Genomic DNA, 19,757 nt, shown 5'->3' with positions numbered 1-19,757 from the left:
GCACGGCCGGGGCCGGCCCGCCCGGTGGCGCGACGCGCGCCGGGTCGCCTGGTCAGCGTGGGTGGCCGGACGGTTGTCACCCCCGACCGCTACGGTGCGGGGGTAGCACGAGCACGGGAGGTCGACAGCGTGTCCGAAGACGGCGGTGTGTCCGAAGAAGCGGTTCCCTCGGCGGTCGACGCCGCCCAGGAGGCGGCGGCGGGCGCCGAGCCGACCCCCGAGGCCCGGGAGCGGCACGCCCTGCTGAGCCAGGAGCTCACCGAGCACCAGTACCGCTACTACGTGCTGGACGCGCCGACCGTCACCGACGCGGAGTTCGACAGGCAGCTGCGCGAGCTGGAGGCGCTGGAGGCCGAATACCCGGCGCTGCGCACCCCCGACTCGCCCACCCAGCGGGTCGGTGGCACCTTCTCCACCGACTTCACCCCGGTCACCCACGCCGAACGGATGCTCTCGCTCGACAACGCCTTCGCCGACGAGGAGCTGGCCGCCTGGGCCGAGCGGGTCGAGCGCGACGCCGGCGGCCCGGTGCCCTACCTGTGCGAGCTGAAGGTCGACGGGCTGGCCATCAACCTGACCTACTCCAAGGGTCGGCTGGTGCGCGCCGCCACCCGGGGCGACGGGCGCACCGGCGAGGACGTCACCGCCAACGTGCGCAGCATCAAGGGTGTGCCGGCCCGGCTGATCGCGTCCGACGACTTCCCCGACGTGCCGGAGCTGATCGAGGTGCGCGGCGAGATCTACTTCCCGGTGGCCGCGTTCGCCGACCTCAACGCGAGCCTGGTCGAGCAGGGCAAGGCCCCGTTCGCCAACCCGCGCAACGCCGCCGCCGGCAGTCTCCGGCAGAAGGACCCGCGGGTCACCGCCTCCCGCCCGCTGCGCCTGGTGGTGCACGGCATCGGCGCGCGCAAGGGCTTCCAGCCCGCGGCCCAGTCCGAGTCCTACGCCGCGCTGCGGGCGTGGGGGCTGCCCACCAGCGACCGCTGGCGGGTGGTGCCCGACCTGGCCGGCGTGGCGGAATACATCGCCTGGTACGCCGAGCACCGGCACGACGTCGAGCACGAGATCGACGGCGTGGTGGTCAAGGTCGACCCGGTCTCCATCCAGGGGCGCCTCGGCTCGACCAGCCGCGCGCCGCGCTGGGCGATCGCCTTCAAATACCCGCCGGAGGAGGTCAACACCACGCTGCTCGACATCGACGTCAACGTCGGGCGCACCGGGCGGGTCACCCCGTTCGCCGTCCTGGAGCCGGTCCGGGTGGCCGGCTCCACCGTCGCGCTGGCCACGCTGCACAACGCCCGCGAGGTCGAGCGCAAGGGCGTGCTCATCGGCGACACGGTGGTGCTGCGCAAGGCCGGCGACGTGATCCCCGAGGTGCTCGGCCCGGTGGTCGAGCTGCGGCCGCCCGACGCCCGCCCGTTCGTCATGCCGACCACCTGCCCGGCCTGCGGCACGCCGCTCGCGCCGGCCAAGGAGAGCGACGTCGACATCCGCTGCCCCAACTCCCGCAGCTGCCCGGCGCAACTGCGGGAACGGGTCTTCCACCTGGCCGGCCGCGGGGCCTTCGACATCGAGGTGCTCGGCTACAAGGGCGCGGCCGCGCTGCTCGACGCGGGGATCATCGCCGACGAGGGCGACCTGTTCGGTCTCGACGCCGAGCAGTTGAGCCGCTCGCCGTTCTTCGTCAACAAGGACGGCAGCCTCGGCAGCAACGCCACCAAGCTGCTCGACAACCTCGCGGTGGCGCGGGAGCGCGACCTGTGGCGGGTGCTGGTGGCGCTCTCCATCCGGCACGTCGGCCCGACCGCGGCCCAGGCGTTGGCCCGGCACTTCCGCTCGATCCCGGCGATCGAGGAGGCGTCCGAGGAGGAGCTGTCCTCGGTGGACGGCGTCGGCCCGACCATCGCGGCCAGCCTGAAGGAGTGGTTCGCCGTCGACTGGCACCGCGACGTGGTCCGCAAGTGGGCCGAGGCGGGCGTCCGGATGGCCGAGGAGGCCGGCGACGAGGGTCCGCGACCGCTCGACGGGGTGACCGTGGTGGTCACCGGCACGCTGGCCGGCTTCAGCCGCGACCAGGCCGCCGAGGCGATCCAGAGCCGGGGCGGCAAGGTGACCGGGTCGGTCTCCAAGAAGACCGGTTTCGTGGTGGTCGGCGACAACCCCGGGTCCAAGGCTGACAAGGCGGCCACCCTGAAGCTGCCGATCCTCGACGAGGACGGGTTCCGGGTGCTGCTGGAGTCCGGCCCCGAGGCGGCCCGCGCGGTGGCCCGGGTGGAGGACTGACCCCGACCCTGGCGACGGCTGCGCCGTATACCAACTTAATTACGACTACGACCGATTCGTGACTGTCGTGTCGGGGAAATCGACCCGGAGGGCGTTTCATTGGCGTACGGCGCGTGACCGCGCGTGCCGATGCCGCTTCCGGGAGGTGCGATGGAGAACGGCGACCCGCGCAACTCCGTCCCGCCCGGGCGGACCGGGCCGTTCTTCGGCTTCGTCGCCGGCGTCGGCGTGCTCGCCCTGCTCGTCTCGGTCGGGCCGCTCGTCGCGCTCCCCGACCGGCTGACCGAGCTGCCGGCCGCGTTCTGGACCATGGCGGCGCTCGCCGTCGCCTGCGACGCCCGACCGTTCGTCCCGCCCGGCCGGCGGCAGACCTCGGCGGTCTTCCCGTCGACCTGCTTCACCTTCGCCATCCTGCTCGGCTGGGGGCTCGGCCCGGCCGTCGCGGTGCAGGCCGTCGCGGTGGCCGTCTCCGGCTGGCGCCTCGGCTACGCCCCCTGGCGCACCGCCTTCAACGCCGCCCAGTACGCCTGCGCGCTCGCCGCCGGGTACGCCGTCACCCGGCTCGGCCCGGGTGAGCTGTTCGGCGGCGGCCGGCTGCACTGGACCGACGTGGCGGCGGTGGGCGGCGCCACGGTGGCCTGGTTCGTGGTCAACTACGGCCTGGTCACCACCGCCATCCGGCTGCGCTTCGGCGACCGGTGGTGGCCCAGCGTCCGGCACGGGCTGGCCTACGAGCTGCTCTCCACCGGCTCGCTGCTGCTGCTCGCGCCGGTGCTGGTGGCCGCCGCCCGGGCCAGCGCGGCGCTGATCCCGCTGGTGCTGGTCCCGCTGTTCGCGGTCTACCGGATGGCCCGGCTCTCGGCCGAGCGGGAACAGCTCGCCGACGTGGACCCGCTCACCGGGCTGCCCAATCGCAAGGCGCTGCTCACCGAGGTGGCCGAGCAGGTGCACCTGCACGCCGAACGGGCCGCGCGCGGCGAGCCGGACGCCCACCTGGCCCTGCTGCTGCTCGACCTCGACCGGTTCAAGCACGTCAACGACGCGCTCGGGCACGCGGTCGGCGACCGACTGCTGGTCGAGGTGAGCGCCCGCCTGATCGACGTGGTCGGCGAACGGGACCTGGTGGCCCGGCTCGGCGGGGACGAGTTCGCCATCGTCGTACCCCGGCTGGCCGGCCTCGACGAGGCCCGCGAGCGGGCCGACCGGGTGGTCGCCGCGCTCGCCGAGCCGGTGCCGCTGGACGGGCTGCCGTTGGACGTGGGCGGCTCCATCGGCGTCGCGCTCTTCCCCGATCACGGCGAGGACTTCGCCACCCTGATGCGGCACGCCGACGTCGCGATGTACGACGCCAAGCACCGCAACGACACCGTCGCGGTCTACGCGCCGGAGTCCGACCACAACTCGGCGGAACGGTTGAGTCTCCTGGCCGACCTGCGTCGGGTGCTGGAGTCGCCGCCGGCCGGGGAGCCGGTCGGCGTACGCGGGGGTGACGGTGCGGTGCTGGCGCCGGACGTGCCCGCCGCGACGGCGCACGACGGGCCGGCGGACGACGGGCGGCCGGCCTCCGACGCGCGGCCGGGCCGGGACGACGGCCGGGGTGGGGTCCGGCCGGACGGCGGTCCGGCCCGGTGGCGGCTGCGGCGCCGCCGGGAACGCGTCGAGGCGCGGCCCGGCGACGACCTGATCGAGCAGATCCTCACCGGCGCCGACCCGATCCGCCGCCGTGGCGCCCGCGCCGGCGCGCCCGTCGGCCCGGCGGCCTGGTCCGGCGGTGACGCCGTGCCGGCCGGTGCCGCGGCCGAGGTTCCGCCGTCCGCCCACGCGCTGACGGCCACGGAGACGGCACCCGTCGCCGAGGCCACCGAGGCCGTCGAGGCCGCCGTGACGTCCCGCGCCGCGCCGGGCGAGCCCGACGGCGGTCCCGTCGCCTCCCACCGACCGGCGGCGCGGGAGCCGGACGACCCGGGTGAGATCACCATGTACTACCAGCCGCAGATCGCCATCGCGACCGGCGAGGTGGTCGGCGTCGAGGCGCTGCTGCGGTGGCGGCACCCGCGCCGCGGGATGGTCGACCCGGGTGAGCTGATCCAGGTCGCCGAGCAGAGCGCGGTCATGCGGCTGCTCACCCGGCGGGTGGTGGACGACGTGGTGGAGCAGCTCGCCAAGTGGTCCGCGGCCGGGCTCACGCTGCGCGCCGCGCTCAACGTCAGCGTCCGGGACCTGCACACCGGCGAGATCGCCGACCAGATCGCCGACCGGCTGGCCCGCTACGGCGTGCCGCCGGAGCGGCTCCAGGTCGAGATCACCGAGGGCGCGTTGATGGCCGACCCCCGGCGGGTGCTGGCCAGCATCACCCAGTTGCACCGGATCGGGGTCGGCATCGCCCTGGACGACTTCGGCACCGGCTACTCCTCGTTGCAGCACCTGCGCCGGCTGCCGCTGTCCGAGGTGAAGGTGGACCGGTCGTTCGTGCTGGGGATGGCCGACGACCCGGACGACGCGGCGATCGTCCGCTCGATGATCGAGCTGGCCGGCGCGCTCGGGCTGCGGGTGGTGGCCGAGGGCGTGGAGGACGAGCGCACCTGGCGGCTGCTGCACGCCGCCGGTTGCGACGTGGCGCAGGGCTGGTTCCACGCCCGGCCGATGCCGGCGGAGGAGTTGGCCACCTGGCTGTCGCGCTACCGCCCGGTGCGTCCGGCGGTCGCCGAGGCGGGCGGCCGGGGCGGCCCGGAGGGGGAGTCGAAGGCGTCGTCGTGAGCGCGGGACAATAGACTCGCTCCGGTCACCGCGCGTCATCGCTCCGCCGTCGCGCGCGGCCGGCACACCTAGACGTCTCAGGACAGCCACGAAGGGGGCACCCGATGGCCGCCATCTCCCGCGAGGAGGTCGCGCACCTCGCGCGACTGTCGCGGCTCGCCGTCACCGAGGAGGAGCTGGACACCTTCGCCGGTCAGCTGGACGTGATCCTCCAGTCGGTCGCGCAGGTCGGCGAGGTCGCCGCGGCGGACATCCCGCCGACGTCCCACTCGGTGCCGCTGACCAACGTGCTCCGCGAGGACGTGGTGACGCCGAGTCTGACCCCGCAGGAGGTGCTGTCGGGCGCGCCCGACGCCGAGGAGCAGCGGTTCCGCGTCCCGCGGATCCTGGACGAGGATGTGGCATCGTGACCGACCTGACCAAGCTCAGCGCCGTCGACCTCGCCGGTCTGGTGGCCAGCGGCGAGACCTCCGCGGTCGAGGTCACCCGGGCCCACCTGGACCGGATCGGCGCGGTCGACGACCGGGTGCACGCCTTCCTGCACGTCGACACCGAGGGGGCGCTGGCCGCCGCGCGGGCCGTGGACGAGCGTCGGGCCGCCGGCGAGGAGCTGGGCCCGCTGGCCGGCGTGCCGGTCGCGGTGAAGGACGTGCTCACCACCAAGGGCGTGCCCACCACCGTCGGGTCGAAGATCCTGGAGGGCTGGCGCCCGCCCTACGACTCGACGATCGTCGAGCGGCTGCGCGCCGCCGGCACGGTGATGCTCGGCAAGACCAACATGGACGAGTTCGCCATGGGCTCCTCCACCGAATACTCCGCGTACGGCCCGACCCGCAACCCGTGGGACCTGGAGCGGATCCCCGGCGGCTCCGGCGGCGGCAGCGCCGCGGCGCTGGCCGCGTACGAGGCGCCGCTGTCGATCGGCTCGGACACCGGCGGTTCGATCCGCCAGCCCGGCGCGGTCACCGGCACCGTCGGCGCCAAGCCCACCTACGGCGGCACCTCCCGGTACGGCCTGGTCGCGTTCTCCTCGTCGCTGGACACCCCCGGCCCGTGCGCCCGCAACGTGCTCGACGCCGCGCTGCTGCACCAGGTGATCGGCGGCCACGACCCGCGCGACTCCACCTCGATCCCGGCCCCGGTGCCGGACGTGGTGGGCGCGGCCCGGTTGGGCGCGAGCGGTGACCTGACCGGCGTGAAGCTCGGTGTGGTCACCGAGTTCACCGGCGAGGGCGCCGAGCCGGGCGTGATGGCCGCGTTCCGCGAGTCGGTGGAGGCCCTGGCCAAGCTGGGCGCGGAGATCGTGGAGATCTCCTGCCCGCACTTCGGGTACGCGCTGCCGGCCTACTACCTGATCGCGCCGAGCGAGTGCTCCTCCAACCTGGCCCGGTTCGACGGCGTCCGGTTCGGCCTGCGGGTCGGCGACGACGGCAACCGGTCGCTGGAGGAGGTCATGTCGCTGACCCGGGAGGCCGGCTTCGGCCCGGAGGTCAAGCGCCGCATCATGATCGGCACGTACGCCCTCTCCTCGGGCTACTACGACGCCTACTACGGCCAGGCGCAGAAGGTCCGCACCCTGATCACCCGCGACTTCACCGCCGCGTTCGAGCAGGTGGACGCGCTGATCTCGCCGACCACGCCGTTCGTGGCGTTCCCGATCGGGGCGCGCACCTCCGACCCCTACCAGATGTACCTGGCCGACCTGTTCACCATCCCGACGAACCTGTACGGCGGCCCGGCGATCTCGGTCCCGTGCGGCCTGTCCGACGGGCTCCCGGTCGGTCTGCAGATCATGGCGCCGACCATGGCCGACGACCGGATGTACCGGGTCGCCGCCGCGCTGGAGTCGACGGTCGGCACGTTCACCCCACCGGCACTGTGAGGCAGGAGCAGATGACGACGACACTGCCCGCGTACGACGAGGTCGTGGCGCGCTGGGAACCGGTGATCGGCCTGGAGACCCACGTCGAGCTGGGCACGAACACCAAGATGTGGTGCGGCTGCCCGACCGACTTCGGCGGCGAGCCGAACACCCGGGTCTGCCCGGTCTGCCTGGGCCTGCCCGGTTCGCTGCCGGTGGCCAACAAGGCCGCCATCGAGGCGACGATCCGGATCGGTCTGGCGCTCAACTGCTCGATCGCCGAGTGGTGCCGGTTCGCCCGGAAGAACTACTTCTACCCGGACATGCCGAAGAACTTCCAGATCAGCCAGTACGACGAGCCGCTGTGCTTCGACGGCTACCTGGACGTCGAGGTCAACGGCGAGCTGGTGCGCATCGGCATCGAGCGGGTGCACCTGGAGGAGGACACCGGCAAGACGCTGCACGTCGGCGGCGCCACCGGCCGGATCCACGGCGCCACCGAGTCGCTCGTCGACTACAACCGGGCCGGCATCCCGCTGGTCGAGATCGTCACCAAGCCGATCCCGGGCACCGGCGCGCTCGCGCCGGAGGTCGCCCGCGCGTACGTCGCCGAGCTGCGCGACGTGATCCGCTCCCTGGGCGTCTCCGACGTCCGGATGGAGGAGGGCTCGCTGCGCTGCGACGTCAACACCTCGCTGAACCTGCCGGGCGAGGAGTGGGGCACGCGCACCGAGACCAAGAACGTCAACTCGTTGCGCTCGGTCGAGCGGGCGGTCCGCTCGGAGATGCTGCGCCAGGCGTCGGTGCTGGACGCGGGGGGCCGGATCACCCAGGAGACCCGGCACTTCCACGAGGACACCGGCGACACCACCCCGGGCCGGTCGAAGGAGACCGCCACCGACTACCGGTACTTCCCGGAGCCGGACCTGGTGCCGCTGGCGCCGGACACCGCCTGGGTGGCCGAGCTGAAGGCCGCCCTGCCGGAGCTGCCGCGGCTGCGCCGCAAGCGGATCCAGCAGGACTGGGGTCTGTCGGACCTGGACATGCAGTCGGTGGTGAACGCGGGTGCGGTCGAGCTGATCGAGGCGACCGTGGCCGCCGGCGCCACCCCGGCCGCCGCCCGCAAGTGGTGGCTGGGTGAGCTGTCCCGCCGCGCCAACGAGACCGGCGTGGAGCTGGCCGACGTCGGGGCCACCCCGGCGCAGGTCGCCGAGCTGCAGGGCCTGGTCGACGCGGGCAAACTCAACGACAAGCTGGCCCGTACGGTGCTGGAGGGCGTGGTGGCCGGCGAGGGTTCGCCGACCGAGATCATGACCAACCGCAACCTGGAGGTCGTCTCGGACACCGGCGCGCTCACCGCCGCCGTGGACGAGGCGATCGCGGCCAACCCCGACGTCGCCGACAAGATCCGCAGCGGCAAGGTCGCGGCGGCCGGTGCGCTGGTCGGCGCGGTCATGAAGACCACCCGCGGCCAGGCGGACGCGAAGACCGTCCGCGAGCTGATCCTGGAGCGCCTCGGCGCCGCCTGACGTGCAAGGAAGGGCCCCTTCTTAACGCCTGGTGCATAAGAAGGGGCCCTTCCTAACGCCTCACCCCCACACCACAGTGGGCGTCAACGGCGACGCCCGGATGGAGTCACCGTGAACCAGCACGACCTCGACGTCCTCGACGAGATCCAGCGCCGGGTGCTCTGGCTCGCCACCCGCATCGTCGACGCCGCCAACCACGACCGGGACACCGGCGACGGGGTGAAGGTCGGCGGCCACCAGGCGTCCAGCGCCTCGCTGGTCACCGCGATGACCACGCTCTGGTTCGAGCACCTGGACGCCGAGGACCGGGTCGCGGTGAAGCCGCACGCCTCGCCGGTGTTCCACGCCATCCAGTACCTGCTCGGCAACCTCGACCGGTCCTACCTGCCGAAGCTGCGGGCGCGCGGCGGCCTCCAGTCGTACCCGTCGCGCACCAAGGACCCGGACGCTGTGGACTTCTCCACCGGCTCAGTCGGCCTGGGCGCCGCCGCGCCGCTGTTCGCCGCCGTCACCCGTCGCTATGTCGACGCGCACTTCGGCGCGCGGCCGCACTCCCGGTTCGTCGCCATCATCGGCGACGCCGAGCTGGACGAGGGCAACATCTGGGAGGCGGTCGCCGACCCGGCCACCACCGGCCTGGGCAACGTGATGTGGCTGGTCGACTTCAACCGCCAGTCGCTGGACCGGGTCGTCCCCGGCATCCGGATCAACCAGTGGCGGGGCCAGTTCGAGGCCGCCGGCTGGCACGTCGTGGAGGTCAAGTACGGCCGCAAGCTGGCCGAGGCGTACGGCCGGCCGGGCGGGGCCGCGTTGCGCGACTGGATCGACCGGATGCCGAACGAGCAGTACCAGTCGCTGTTCGGGCTGGCCGGGCCGGCCCTGCGCAAGCAGTTCCTGGACGGCGCGCCGGCCGAGGTGGCCGCGTTCGTCGCCGACATCGGTGACGACGAGCTGGGCCCGCTCGTCACCGACCTGGGCGGGCACGACGCGCAGGCGATGCTCGACGCGTACGCCCAGTGCGACGCGGTCACCGACCGGCCCAGCGTGGTGTTCGCGTACACGGTCAAGGGCTGGGGCCTGCCGATCGCCGGCAACCCGCGCAACCACTCGGCGCTGCTCACCACCGAGCAGGTCGACGCGCTGCGCGCCGCGCAGGGCCTCACCGCCGAGACCGAGTGGGACCGCCTCGACCCGACGTCCCCGGCCGGCATCCGGGCCGGCGAGCGCCGGGAGGCGCTGTCCCGCCCGCCGCGCGAGCGGGCGCTGGGCGTCACCGTCCCGGAGACCACCCGGGTACGCGCGAACAAGCCCGTCTCCACCCAGGAGGTCTTCGGCCGGGTGCTGGTCGACCTGGCCCGCGATCCGCAGGTGGCGCCCTACCTGGTGACCACCGCGCCGGACGTGGCCACCTCGACCAACCTCGCCGGGTTCATCAACAAGACCGGCGTCTTCGCCCCCACCGAGCAGCGTTCCTGGACCGAGGACCGGATGCTGCGCTGGACGGAGAGCCCCGCCGGGCAGCACATCGAGCTGGGCATCTCGGAGATGAACCTGTTCCTGCTGCTGGGCCAGCTCGGCCTGTCGTGGGACCTGTCCGGCCAGCCGCTGCTGCCGGTGGGCACGGTCTACGACCCGTTCGTGCTGCGCGGGCTCGACGCGTTCCTCTACGGCACCTACTCGGGTTCCCGGTTCGTGGTGGCCGGCACCCCGTCGGGCATCACGCTGGCGCCCGAGGGCGGCGCGCACCAGTCCACCATCACCGCCTCGGTCGGGCTGGAGCTGCCCGGCGTGACGTTCCTGGAGCCCGCGTACGCCGGCAGCCTCGACTGGCTGCTCTGCGACGCGCTCGGGCAGATCGCCGGCGGATCCGCGCCGGCCGCGACCGCCGCGCCGGCCGAGGACGGGGCGTACTACTTCCGGCTCAGCACCCGGCCGGTCGACCAGGCGCCGTTCGAGGCGGCCCGGGCCCGGCTCGGCGAGGCGGTGCTGCGCCGGCAGGTGGTGGCCGGCGCGTACCGGCTCGTCGACGCGCACCAGGCGTACCCCGATCTGGCGGACGCCCCGGTGGTGCAGCTCGCGGCCTCCGGCGCGGTGCTGCCGGAGGTCCTGGCCGCCGCCGCGGAGCTGGCGGAGGAGGGCATCGCCGCGCACGTGGTCGACGTGACCAGCCTGGACCGGCTCTACCGGGCGTGGCAGCGGACGCTGCGCCAGGGCGTGCGAACCGCCACCGTGCCGAGCGTGCCCGGCGCGCTGCGGTCGGCGTTCGTCGACCGGGTGCCGGTGGTCACCGTGCACGACGCCGCGTCGCACGCGATGGCCTGGCTCGGCTCGGCGGTGGGCGCCCCGGCGGTGCCGCTCGGGGTGGACGAGTTCGGCCAGTCCGGCAGCGTCCGTGACCTGTACGAGCTGCACGACCTGCTGCCGGGCAGCATCGTCAACGCCGCGCTGGCCGCGCTCGCGCTGCGCTGACCCGGTCAGCCGGTGGTGGTCGGGCTCGGGGAGGTGGCGCTCGACGAGGGCGACGGTGACTCCGACGGGCCGCGGGTGGGGGTCGGGGTGACCGGCACCTGGTCGCCCTTGGCCGGGTCCCGGATGACGTGTCGCTCCAGGTTGACCTGGGACTGGCCGGTGCCGCCGACGGTGATCTCGTCGTAGGCCTGGAGCAGCTTCTGCTGGTCGAAGTAGAGCACCGTCATGGTCAGCGGGGTGGGCTTCTCGCCCTCCAGCCCGCGCAGCCCGGCCCCGCCGGTCGAGCCCTCCACCATCAGCGTGGTGGGCTGCTTGCCCGGCGCCTGCGGCAGCTTCGACACCTGCCGGGAGTGGGTGTGCCCGGACAGCACCAACGGCGCGAGGCCGGAGAGCGGCCCGGCCGAGGCCGGGTCGTGCACCAGCGCGACGTCCACCTTGCGTGGCGACTTCCCGACCGTGGTCGCGAGCTGCTCACCGGCGCCGATCACCTGGTCGGCGACGGCCGAGGTGAGGCCGCTGCCGGCCGGTGAGGTCTCCTTGTCCGGGGTGAACCGGGGGTCGCCGATCCCGGCGATGGTCAGCCCGCCGACCGTCGTGACGGAGTTGTTCAGCACGATCGCGTTCGGCTGCTGGGCCACGGCCGCGGCCGTGCGGGGCGAGTCGTGGTTGCCGCGGATGAACACGTACGGCTTTTTCAGCAGGCCGATCGAGCCGACGAAGGAGGCCTCCGGCTCGCTGCCCCAGTCGGTGATGTCGCCGGTGTCGATCACGACGTCGATGCCGAACTGCTCGACCACGGTGCGGATCAGCTGCCAGCCGGTCGGGTTCAGGTGCATGTCCGACACGTGCAGCACCCGGGTGGTGCCCGGGGACGGCTGCACCACCGGCAGCGCGGAGACCGTGGTGTAGAGCTTGCTGACGTTGCCGACCAGCCGCTGCAACTGCTCCGCGTACTTGGTGTAGTCGTTGGCGATCCGCCGTGCGTCACCGACGATCGCGGGCGCGTTGACCAGCAGGCCCTCGTACCGGGGCTCCTCGATCGCCTGCGGCCGCAGGGTGGCGGCGCCGAGGCCGAGGCTGCCGGCGGTGACCACCAGCGCCAGGCCGCCGGCCCAGGCGGTACGCCGGACGTCCCGGAACACGAGCGCGGCCAGGAGCAGGGTGGCCAGCACCGCCGAGGCGAGCGTCTTCAGCCCGAGTCGCATCACGCCGGCGCGGACGTCCTCCACCGCCGACTGGCTGGCCCGGCTGATGCTGGCCGGGTCGTCGATCAGCGCCTCGGTGCGGCCCTGGTCCAGCGCGCCCACCTCGACGGTCAGGTAGGCCGGCCCGTCGTGACTGTCCAGCAGCAACGCGCCCAGCGGCGGGATGTCGACGGTGGTGCCGCCGGTCAGCGACGGGCTGAGCTTCAGCTCGGCGCGGAACGGGCCGATGTCGGTGCCGACGTGGCCGCCCGCGTACGTGCCCACCACGATGCCGCCGAGGGTGACCGCGAGCAGCGCGAGCACCACGCCCACCCGGCGCAGCCGGTGGCCGGGTCGCCACGCCGTCCAGCGGCGGGCAGGCCCGGTCTCCGGGGGCGTCGTGTCCCCGGCGCGGTGCTGTTCGTTCTCGTGGTCGTCCATGCTGAGATTCTGACCTGCCCCTGTGGCGATCTTGGTGAACCCGGCCGAAGCCGGTCAGCTCCGCCCGGCCCCGCCGTCGGCGAAGACCAGGCGCAGGATCCGGTCGTCCTCCGCGGCGGGCCTGCCCCGGCCGTCCCGGTTGGAGGTGCTCACCCAGATCGAGCCGTCCGGCGCCACGGCGGCGGCCCGCAGCCGGCCGTACTTCCCGGTGAGCAGCTCACGCGGCTGGCCCAGCACGGTGCCGTTGCCGGCCAGCTCGACCAGCCACAGCCGTTGGCCGCGCAGGCAGGCGGTGACCAGCAGCCGCTCGACCGCGGCCAGCCCGGAGCAGGACGCGTCGGCGGTGCGCCACTGCACGATCGGATTCACGTAGCGCTTGTCGTCGCCACGCCCCTCGACCTGCGGCCAGCCGTAGTTGCCGCCCTGGTTGATCTGGTTGATCTCGTCCCAGGTGTTCTGGCCGAACTCCACCGCGTACATCCGCTTGTTCGGCGTCCAGGCGAAGCCCTGCACGTTGCGGTGCCCGGTCGACCAGACCGGGGATCCGGCGGTCGGGTTGCCGGGGGCCGGCTTGCCGTCCGGGGTGATCCGCAGGATCTTGCCGCCGAGGCTCTTCGGGTCCTGCGCGTTCTCGGTGCGCCCCGCGTCGCCGGTGCTCGCGTAGAGGTAGCCGTCCGGGCCGAAGCCCAACCCGCCGCCGTCGTGGTTGCCGGCCTTGGGGATGCCGGTGAGGATCGGGGTCGGCGGCTGGCCGAGCCGCAGCTTCGCGATCCGGTTGTCGTCCTGCGCGGTGTAGTAGACGAAGACGGTGCGGTCCCGCGCGTAGCCGGGGGAGACGGCGATGCCGAGCAGGCCGCCCTCGCCACCGGAGGCCACGCCCGGCACGGTCTGCACCGGCCGCACGGTGAGCCCGTCCGGCCCGGACTCCGGCCCGACCTGGAGGATCCGCCCGCTGTCCCGTTCGGTGACCAGGGCCGCGCCGTCGGGCAGGAACGCGATGGCCCACGGCACCTCCAGCCCCTTGGCCAGCACCGTGGCCACCACCTGCTGCCCGGCCCCACCGGGACTGGCCGTGGCCGACGGCGTCGGCAGGTTGGGCGGCTCGCCGGCCGGGTCCGGCTCGGGCTCGCCGAGGGCACAGCCGGCGGTGCCCAGCAGCAACGCCGCGCACGAGGCCGCCAGCGCCGTCCGGAGGCGGCGGATGCGGGGGTACGTCAGACGCGGGCTCACCCGGACCAGACTAGCCGGGCGGGGCGGGGAACCCGGCGTGTCGAGCGCGGACGCGACGGTGGCCGGTCAGCCGGCCCGCAGCGCGAGCAGGGCGACGTCGTCCTCGCGACGGTGCGCGGCGGCGAGCAGCCGGTCGCAGAGGAGATTGAGCGGCACCCCGGACCCGGCCGCGGCGAGGTGGGCCAGCAGTTCCGCCTGCCCCTCGTCGATCGGCTGGTCGCGGCGCTCGATCAGCCCGTCGGTGTGCAGCAGCAGGGTGTCGCCCGGCGCGAGGGTGAGAGCCCGCCCGGTGCGCCGGGGCGGACGGGCCAGACCGAGCAGCGGACCCCGTCCCTCGGCCACCGACACCGCGCCGTCGGCGCGGATCAGCAGTGGTGGCGGGTGGCCGGCGTTGCACCAGCAGACCCGCAGCCCGTCGCCGTGCGGGCGGACCCGGGCCAGCACCGCGGTGGCGACCGTGGGCACCCGCAGCCCGCCGATGGCCCGGTCGAGGTTGGCCACCAGCTCCTCCACCGGGTCGTCCCGCCCGTACGCGTTGCCCCGGACCAGGTTGCGCAGCTGGCCCATGGAGGCCGCCGCCTCGATGTCGTGCCCGGCGACGTCGCCGATCGCGGCCACCAGCTCGCCGTCGGGCTGGACGAACGCGTCGTACCAGTCGCCGCCGACCTCGACCCGGTCGGCGGCCGGCAGGTAGCGGGCGGCCAGCTCGATCCCCGGCACCGCCGGCAGCGCGGGCAGCATGCTGTGCTGGAGCACCTCGGCGACGTGCCGCTGCTCGCCGTAGAGCCGGCTGTTGCCGACGGCCTGGCCGGCCCGTACGCCGATGTCCTGGGCGGTGCGCAGGTCGCTCGCGTCGAAGCCGCGCCGACCGGGACGGTTGACGAGCGTGACCGCGCCGATCACCCGGTCACCGGCCGCGGTGATCGGCACGGTCAGGTGGGAGCTGATGCCGAGCCGATCGGCCAGCGTCACCAGCTCCGGGCGGGTGGTGCCGCGCGCCACGTCGTCGAGGCCGGCGACGCCGCGCATCACCGGCCGGCCGCTGCGCAGCACCGACCGGATCAGCGACTCCGGGCCGAGCCCGGTGGTCAGCAGCGCGGTGAAGCGGGCCAGGTCGGCGTCACGCTCCGGGTCGCGGTGCACCCCGGAGACGGTGCGCGGGCGCCCGGCCGGGTCGACCAGGGTGATCAGACACCAGTCGCCGAGCAGCGGCACCATGGCGTGCGCGAGCCGGTCGACGGCGGTGGACACGTCGAGGGTGCCGCCGAGCATCTCGCTCATCCCGGCCAGCATGGCGAGCCGGTCGTGTGCCTCCTCGGCGCGGCGGCGGGCCTCGTCGGCGCTGCGGACGGCGATCCGCAGCCGCAGCTCCGAGGAGCAGGCGGCGGCCAGGTCGCCGAGCGTCCGCAACTGCTCCTTGGTCCACGCCCGGGGCTTGCTGTCGATCGCGCAGAGCGAGCCGAGCACCCGCCCGTCCAGGTCGGTCAGCGGCATGCCCGCGTACGCCACCACGCCCAGGTCCTCGATGGCGAGGTTCAGCCGCACCCGGGGGTAGAGGCGGGCGTCGGGCAGCACCATCGGCACTTCGATGTCGACGACGTGCTGGCAGAACGAGTGGCTGAGCGGGGTCTCCCGGCGGGCCGCCCAGGGCTCGGGCAGCCCGGTCGCGCCCGGGAAGAACTGGCGCTCGGCGTCGACCAGGGAGACCAGCGCGACCGGGACGTCGAGCAGGTCACCGACCAGTCGGGCGAATCGGTCGAACGCCTCGTCCGGCACGGAGTCGAGGCGGGTCTCGTCGAGGGAACGCAGCCGGTCGGGGTCGGTCAGCGCCGGAATCGGCGCGGCCGTCCGTCCGGGGCCGTCCTCGCTCATCGTCACCCGCTCCCCTTACCCCGGGCACCGGCCGGCGTCCCGCCCTCGATTAAACCCTGTCGCACGTGTGTCCGACCCCCGGCGGGGTGTTCGTCACGGCCCGCGCCGCGCCGACCGGCGCGGACGGATATGGTCGGCGGTCGTGAAGGCATGGATTCCGCACCCCGACGGCCGCCGCCTGCTCGGCGAGATCCCGCCCGGCGTCACCGTGGAGGTGCTGGAGGACCCGTCCCGGCTTCCGTCCGCTCCGGCCGGCGTGCGGTTCTGGGTGCCGCCCTTCCTGTCCGGCCCGGACGCCGGCGCGCTCCTGACCGAGCTGCCCGACGTCGAGGTGGTGCAACTCCTCTCCGCCGGCGCGGACGCGTGGGTGGGCCGGGTGCCGGCGGGGGTGACGCTCTGCGACGCCCGCGGCGTGCACGACTCGGCCACCGCCGAGTGGGTGGTCACCGCGATCCTGGCCGCCCTGCGCGGGTTCGCGCCGCTGGCCCGCGCCCAGGCGCGGCGGGAGTGGGCGTACGACGAGGTGGCCCCGACCGACGAGCTGGCCGGCAAGCGGGTGCTGATCGTCGGCGCCGGCTCGATCGGCGCGGCGGTGCGCGCCCGACTCGCCCCGTTCGAGGTGACCTTCACGCTGGTCGCCCGTACGCCCCGCCCGGCCGACGGCGTGCACGGGGTGGCCGAGCTGCCCACCCTGCTGCCCGAGGCGGACGTGGTGGTGCTGCTGGTCCCGCTGACCGACCGGACCCAGGGCCTGGTCGACGAGCGCTTCCTCGCCGCGATGCCGGACGGCGCGCTGCTGGTGAACGCCGCGCGCGGTCCGGTCGCCCGCACCTCGGCGCTGGTCGCCGAGCTGTCGTCGGGGCGCCTGCGGGCCGCGCTGGACGTCACCGACCCGGAGCCGTTGCCCGCCGACCATCCCCTGTGGGAGCTGCCCAACGTGCTGCTCACCCCGCACGTGGCCGGTTCGGTGCGCGGCCTGCTGCCGCGGGCCTACCGGCTGGTGGGGGAGCAGTTGCGGCGCTTCGCGGGTGGGGAGGAACTGGCGAACCGGGTGGTCGACGGCTACTGACCCGGTGCGTCGTCGGGCATCTCCTGCCCGGTCGCGGTGATCAGCCGGGGCAGGTCGGTGGCGCGGACCGCGGGCAGCACCAGCACCTGCCCGTCGTCGAGCCGGGCGACCGCCCGCCCCCGGGGGTCACCGGCCAGCTCCGCCACCCGGGCCCAGGGCACCCGGCGCTGCCCGAGGAGCGCGCGCAGCCGCAGCTCCCGGGCGTCCGCGTCGGTGCCGGAGCGCCACGCCCAGACGCCGACCGCGAGCGGCACGAGCAGCACCCAGAGCAGCCACCAGCGGGCACCGGCCAGCGGCAGCGCGCCGATGAAGGCGACGATCGCGGCGGCCAGGATGGCCTGGTTGTGGCGGAAACGGACGGTGTCGGCGCGGCTCACCCCCCGATGATCCCATCCGGCCGGCCCACCCTCCCGATCGGGCGTCACGGCCGCCCGATCGAGCCCTCGCCGTTACGGGATCCTGGTACGGGAACGCCCCTCCGAGGGCGCTTCCGTACCAAGGTCTCTGCGGATTCCCCGTCGCCGCTGTGACGGACGTCACTGTCGCGTCACCGGTCGCGTCCGGGATCGTTCTTAGGCATGGCCGCAGCGGTCCCCGCCGATGCGGCCCCGCCCGCGCTCCTACCCCGCACGTCGCACCGCAACCGCAACGCCCCGTGCCCCCTCACGAAGGCGACCGCCGTGCCCGTCACCCCTCCCGCCGGTCCCCGCCGGCTCCCGCCCCTGCCCGACCTCGCCGCGTCGCTCGGCGGCGCGCTCTTCCTCCTGGCGGGCGCCGCCGGGCTCGTGCCCGGTCCCGCCGCCGTGGCGCTCGCCGTCGCCGGGGGCTCCGCCCTCGCCTGCGTGCGGCTCGCCTGGCTGGCCGGCGTCCCGCCGGCCCCGTCCCCGGGCGCCGCCCCGGCTCCGCGCCCGCCCGCGCCGGCGGCACGGGGCCACGCGGTCCCGAGTCCGGCTCCGGGGACGAGGCGCCCCGCGCCGGGGCCGGGCCGGGCCGGGACCGTCGATCGAGGACGGTCCGAGCCGACCGGGCGGCAGGCACGCCGGGTGGCGCTGTCCCGCCGGGTGGCCGTGATCCTCGACGCCGCCGTCCTGGTCGCCGGGCTCACCGTGGCGGTGCTGCCGCTCAGCGATCCGGCGCACCGGCTGCCGGTGGCGCTGGTCGGTCTCGGTCTCACCGCGCCGCTGCACGCCGCCGCGTTGCTGCGGCTGCCCGGCCGGTCCCGGCTGCCGGGGCGGGAGCGGCTGCGCCGTGGCGTCGACATGCTCGCCCTCGCCGTCAGCCTGGTCTTCGCCGGCTGGATGGTGCTGCCGGTCGGTCCGGTGCCGGTGGCCGCACGGGTCGCCAGCGTCGGCGGAGCGGTGGCGCTGGCCGTGCTCGCGGTGGCGGCGATGGCCGAGCGGCGTCGCCGGCCCGGCGCCGCGCGCTGCCACGCCGGTGCCGGTCTCACGCTGGCCGGGCTGTCGCTGCTGGTGGTGCTGTTGGCGTACGACGCCCCGGACCGGGCGATGTCGGCCGTCGGGCCGCCGCTGCTCGCCGGCGCGCTGCTGACCGCGGCCGGCGCCCGGCGTACGTCGGCGGGGGAGCGACCGCACCCCGGCGTGGCGCCGGCCGCGTGGCCCCGGCTCACCGCGCCGGCCGGCGTGGCGGCCCTGGCCGCCGGCGTGCACCTCGGCACGGCGGGGGAGTTCACGCCCGCCGCCATGGCGCTCGGGCTGGCGGTCATCCCACCGATCATGGTGGGCGAGCTGCTCGCCGCCGCCGACCACCGCCGTCGGGTCGAGCGGCTCGCGGCCAGCGAGGCGTCGCTGCGCCGGCTCGTCGGCGGGGAGCCCGACGCCGCCGACGCCGCGCCGTTGACCCGGGCCGACCTGGTCCGGGTGCTGCCCCGGCGCAGTGGCGGCGCGCTGCTCGTGGTGGACCTGCACGGTGAGCACGCGACGGCGCCGGACGCGATGGTGCTGGCCGAGGCGCGTCGGCGGCTCCGGACCGGCTGCGGCCCGCACGACCTGGTCGCCCGCGTCGGCGACACCGAGTACGCCGTCCTCACCGATCTCGGCCCGGTGCTCGCGTACGCGCTGGGCACCCGGCTGCTGGCGGCGCTCGTGGAGCCGTATCCCCGGGCCGGGGGTGTGGTCCGACTGGCGGTGAGCCTGGGATTGGCCGAGACCACCGGCGGCGAGCCGGAGGACGTGTTCCGTCAGGCCGGCCTGGCCCGGCGGCGGGCGGTGCAGATGGGTCGGGACCGGGTCGAGTGGTACGACGCCTACCTGGAGGAGCAGTTGGTCCGCCGGCTCGACCTGGAGCGGGAGCTGCCCGGCGCGGTGGCCCGGGGCGAGCTGGACCTGGTCTACCAGCCGGTGGTGGCGCTGGCCGACCGGACGCCGGTGGGCACCGAGGCGCTGCTGCGCTGGCGCAGCCCGGCGTTGGGCACCGTGCTGCCGGCGGAGCTGCTGCCGGTGGCGGCCGACCTCGACCTGCTCGGCGAGGTCGGACGGTGGGTGGTGGACCGGGCCTGCCGGCAGCTGGCCGCCTGGTCGGAGGGGGGCCGGGAGCTGTGGATGGCGGTGAACGTGACCCCGCGTGAGCTGGCCGCGCCGGACTTCGTGGCCCGCGTCGCGACCGCGCTGGCCGCGTACGACGTGCCGCCGGAACGGCTGGTGGTGGAGGTGGCGGAGCCGGCGGTGGGCGCGGAGCTGTCGACGGTGGTGGCCCGGCTGGCCGGTCTCCGGTCGCTCGGGGTGCGCACCGCGCTGGACGACTTCCGCGCCGAGCACGCCTCGCTGGCCCAGCTGCGCCGGCTGCCGATCGACCTGCTCAAGGTCGGACCGCACCTGGTCGCGCCCGGCGCGGACGGGCAGCGCCCGCTGATCGACGTGGTGGCCAACCTCGGCGACCGGCTCGGCGTGGAGGTGGTGGTGGAGGGGCTGGAGTCGGACGGTCAGGTGGCCGGCGCGCGCCGGGCCGGCTGCCGCTACGGGCAGGGCTTCGCGCTGGCCCGGCCGGCGACCGCGGAGCGGGTCGAGGCGTGGTTCGAGGAGTTTCCCTCGGCGTCCCGGTGAGCA

At 74.9% G+C, this 19,757-nt stretch carries 12 protein-coding genes; 8 read left to right on the top strand and 4 right to left on the bottom strand.

Annotation, left to right across the window (positions count from 1 at the left end; all coding sequences use genetic code 11):
* Positions 1-129: 129 nt before the first annotated feature.
* From ligA to GA0070622_RS26845, 6 genes are all read left to right on the top strand, one after another.
* Positions 130-2,283, top strand: coding sequence for an NAD-dependent DNA ligase LigA (ligA, locus tag GA0070622_RS26870; RefSeq protein ID WP_425412784.1), 2,154 nt, complete (start codon positions 130-132; stop codon positions 2,281-2,283).
* Positions 2,284-2,433: 150 nt separating this feature from the next.
* The gene (locus GA0070622_RS26865) at positions 2,434-5,040 is read left to right on the top strand and encodes an EAL domain-containing protein (RefSeq protein WP_091580663.1); all 2,607 of its coding nucleotides are present in this window, start codon (positions 2,434-2,436) and stop codon (positions 5,038-5,040) included.
* A gap of 104 nt (positions 5,041-5,144) precedes the next feature.
* On the top strand, positions 5,145-5,450 hold the full coding sequence (gatC, locus tag GA0070622_RS26860) for an Asp-tRNA(Asn)/Glu-tRNA(Gln) amidotransferase subunit GatC (protein ID WP_091580658.1): 306 nt from the start codon (positions 5,145-5,147) through the stop codon (positions 5,448-5,450).
* Complete coding sequence (gene gatA, locus GA0070622_RS26855) at positions 5,447-6,922, top strand: Asp-tRNA(Asn)/Glu-tRNA(Gln) amidotransferase subunit GatA (protein ID WP_091580654.1); 1,476 nt, start codon at positions 5,447-5,449, stop codon at positions 6,920-6,922. The genes gatC and gatA overlap by 4 nt, the downstream gene beginning before the upstream one ends.
* A gap of 11 nt (positions 6,923-6,933) precedes the next feature.
* A complete protein-coding gene (gene gatB, locus GA0070622_RS26850) occupies positions 6,934-8,430 on the top strand; it encodes an Asp-tRNA(Asn)/Glu-tRNA(Gln) amidotransferase subunit GatB (RefSeq protein ID WP_091580649.1) in 1,497 nt (498 codons plus the stop codon).
* A gap of 111 nt (positions 8,431-8,541) precedes the next feature.
* Positions 8,542-10,899 (top strand): transketolase-like TK C-terminal-containing protein, encoded by a 2,358-nt coding sequence (locus GA0070622_RS26845; RefSeq protein WP_091580645.1) that lies wholly within the window; start codon positions 8,542-8,544, stop codon positions 10,897-10,899.
* 5 nt (positions 10,900-10,904) lie between these two features.
* On the opposite strand, the gene GA0070622_RS26840 is transcribed toward GA0070622_RS26845, so the two are convergent.
* The 3 genes from GA0070622_RS26840 to GA0070622_RS26830 all read right to left on the bottom strand — a co-directional run bounded on the left by GA0070622_RS26840 (position 10,905) and on the right by GA0070622_RS26830 (position 15,626).
* Positions 10,905-12,524, bottom strand: coding sequence for a metallophosphoesterase family protein (locus GA0070622_RS26840; protein WP_091580640.1), 1,620 nt, complete (start codon positions 12,522-12,524; stop codon positions 10,905-10,907).
* A 54-nt stretch (positions 12,525-12,578) separates the two neighbouring features.
* Complete coding sequence (locus tag GA0070622_RS26835; RefSeq protein ID WP_091580636.1) at positions 12,579-13,754, bottom strand: PQQ-dependent sugar dehydrogenase; 1,176 nt, start codon at positions 13,752-13,754, stop codon at positions 12,579-12,581.
* Positions 13,755-13,820: 66 nt separating this feature from the next.
* Positions 13,821-15,626: a SpoIIE family protein phosphatase gene (locus tag GA0070622_RS26830; protein ID WP_091584047.1), complete on the bottom strand. Its 1,806-nt coding sequence runs from the start codon at positions 15,624-15,626 to the stop codon at positions 13,821-13,823.
* Positions 15,627-15,768: 142 nt separating this feature from the next.
* Here GA0070622_RS26830 and GA0070622_RS26825 point away from each other — a divergent pair, with 142 nt between their 5' ends.
* Positions 15,769-16,695 (top strand): 2-hydroxyacid dehydrogenase, encoded by a 927-nt coding sequence (locus tag GA0070622_RS26825; protein ID WP_091580632.1) that lies wholly within the window; start codon positions 15,769-15,771, stop codon positions 16,693-16,695.
* Here the strand turns inward: GA0070622_RS26825 and GA0070622_RS26820 are convergent.
* The gene (locus GA0070622_RS26820; RefSeq protein ID WP_091580628.1) at positions 16,689-17,072 is read right to left on the bottom strand and encodes a PH domain-containing protein; all 384 of its coding nucleotides are present in this window, start codon (positions 17,070-17,072) and stop codon (positions 16,689-16,691) included. The two genes, GA0070622_RS26825 and GA0070622_RS26820, sit on opposite strands and share 7 nt — an antisense overlap.
* Before the next feature lie 303 nt (positions 17,073-17,375).
* Between GA0070622_RS26820 and GA0070622_RS26815 the strand changes: the two genes are divergently transcribed.
* Complete coding sequence (locus tag GA0070622_RS26815) at positions 17,376-19,754, top strand: putative bifunctional diguanylate cyclase/phosphodiesterase (protein WP_245666840.1); 2,379 nt, start codon at positions 17,376-17,378, stop codon at positions 19,752-19,754.
* Positions 19,755-19,757: the final 3 nt, after the last annotated feature.

Origin of the sequence: Micromonospora sediminicola, assembly GCF_900089585.1 — a bacterium.
GTDB lineage: Bacteria > Actinomycetota > Actinomycetes > Mycobacteriales > Micromonosporaceae > Micromonospora > Micromonospora sediminicola.
This window is presented reverse-complemented; position numbering and strand designations above follow the sequence as displayed.

Bases quoted from the DNA above. Each gene is read 5' to 3' on its own strand.
- GA0070622_RS26865 (WP_091580663.1), top strand. From the start codon at position 2,434: ATGGAGAACGGCGACCCGCGCAACTCCGTCCCGCCCGGGCGGACCGGG.
- gatC (WP_091580658.1), top strand. From the start codon at position 5,145: ATGGCCGCCATCTCCCGCGAGGAGGTCGCGCACCTCGCGCGACTGTCG.
- gatB (WP_091580649.1), top strand. From the start codon at position 6,934: ATGACGACGACACTGCCCGCGTACGACGAGGTCGTGGCGCGCTGGGAA.
- GA0070622_RS26840 (WP_091580640.1), bottom strand. From the start codon at position 12,524: ATGGACGACCACGAGAACGAACAGCACCGCGCCGGGGACACGACGCCC.
- GA0070622_RS26830 (WP_091584047.1), bottom strand. From the start codon at position 15,626: ATGAGCGAGGACGGCCCCGGACGGACGGCCGCGCCGATTCCGGCGCTG.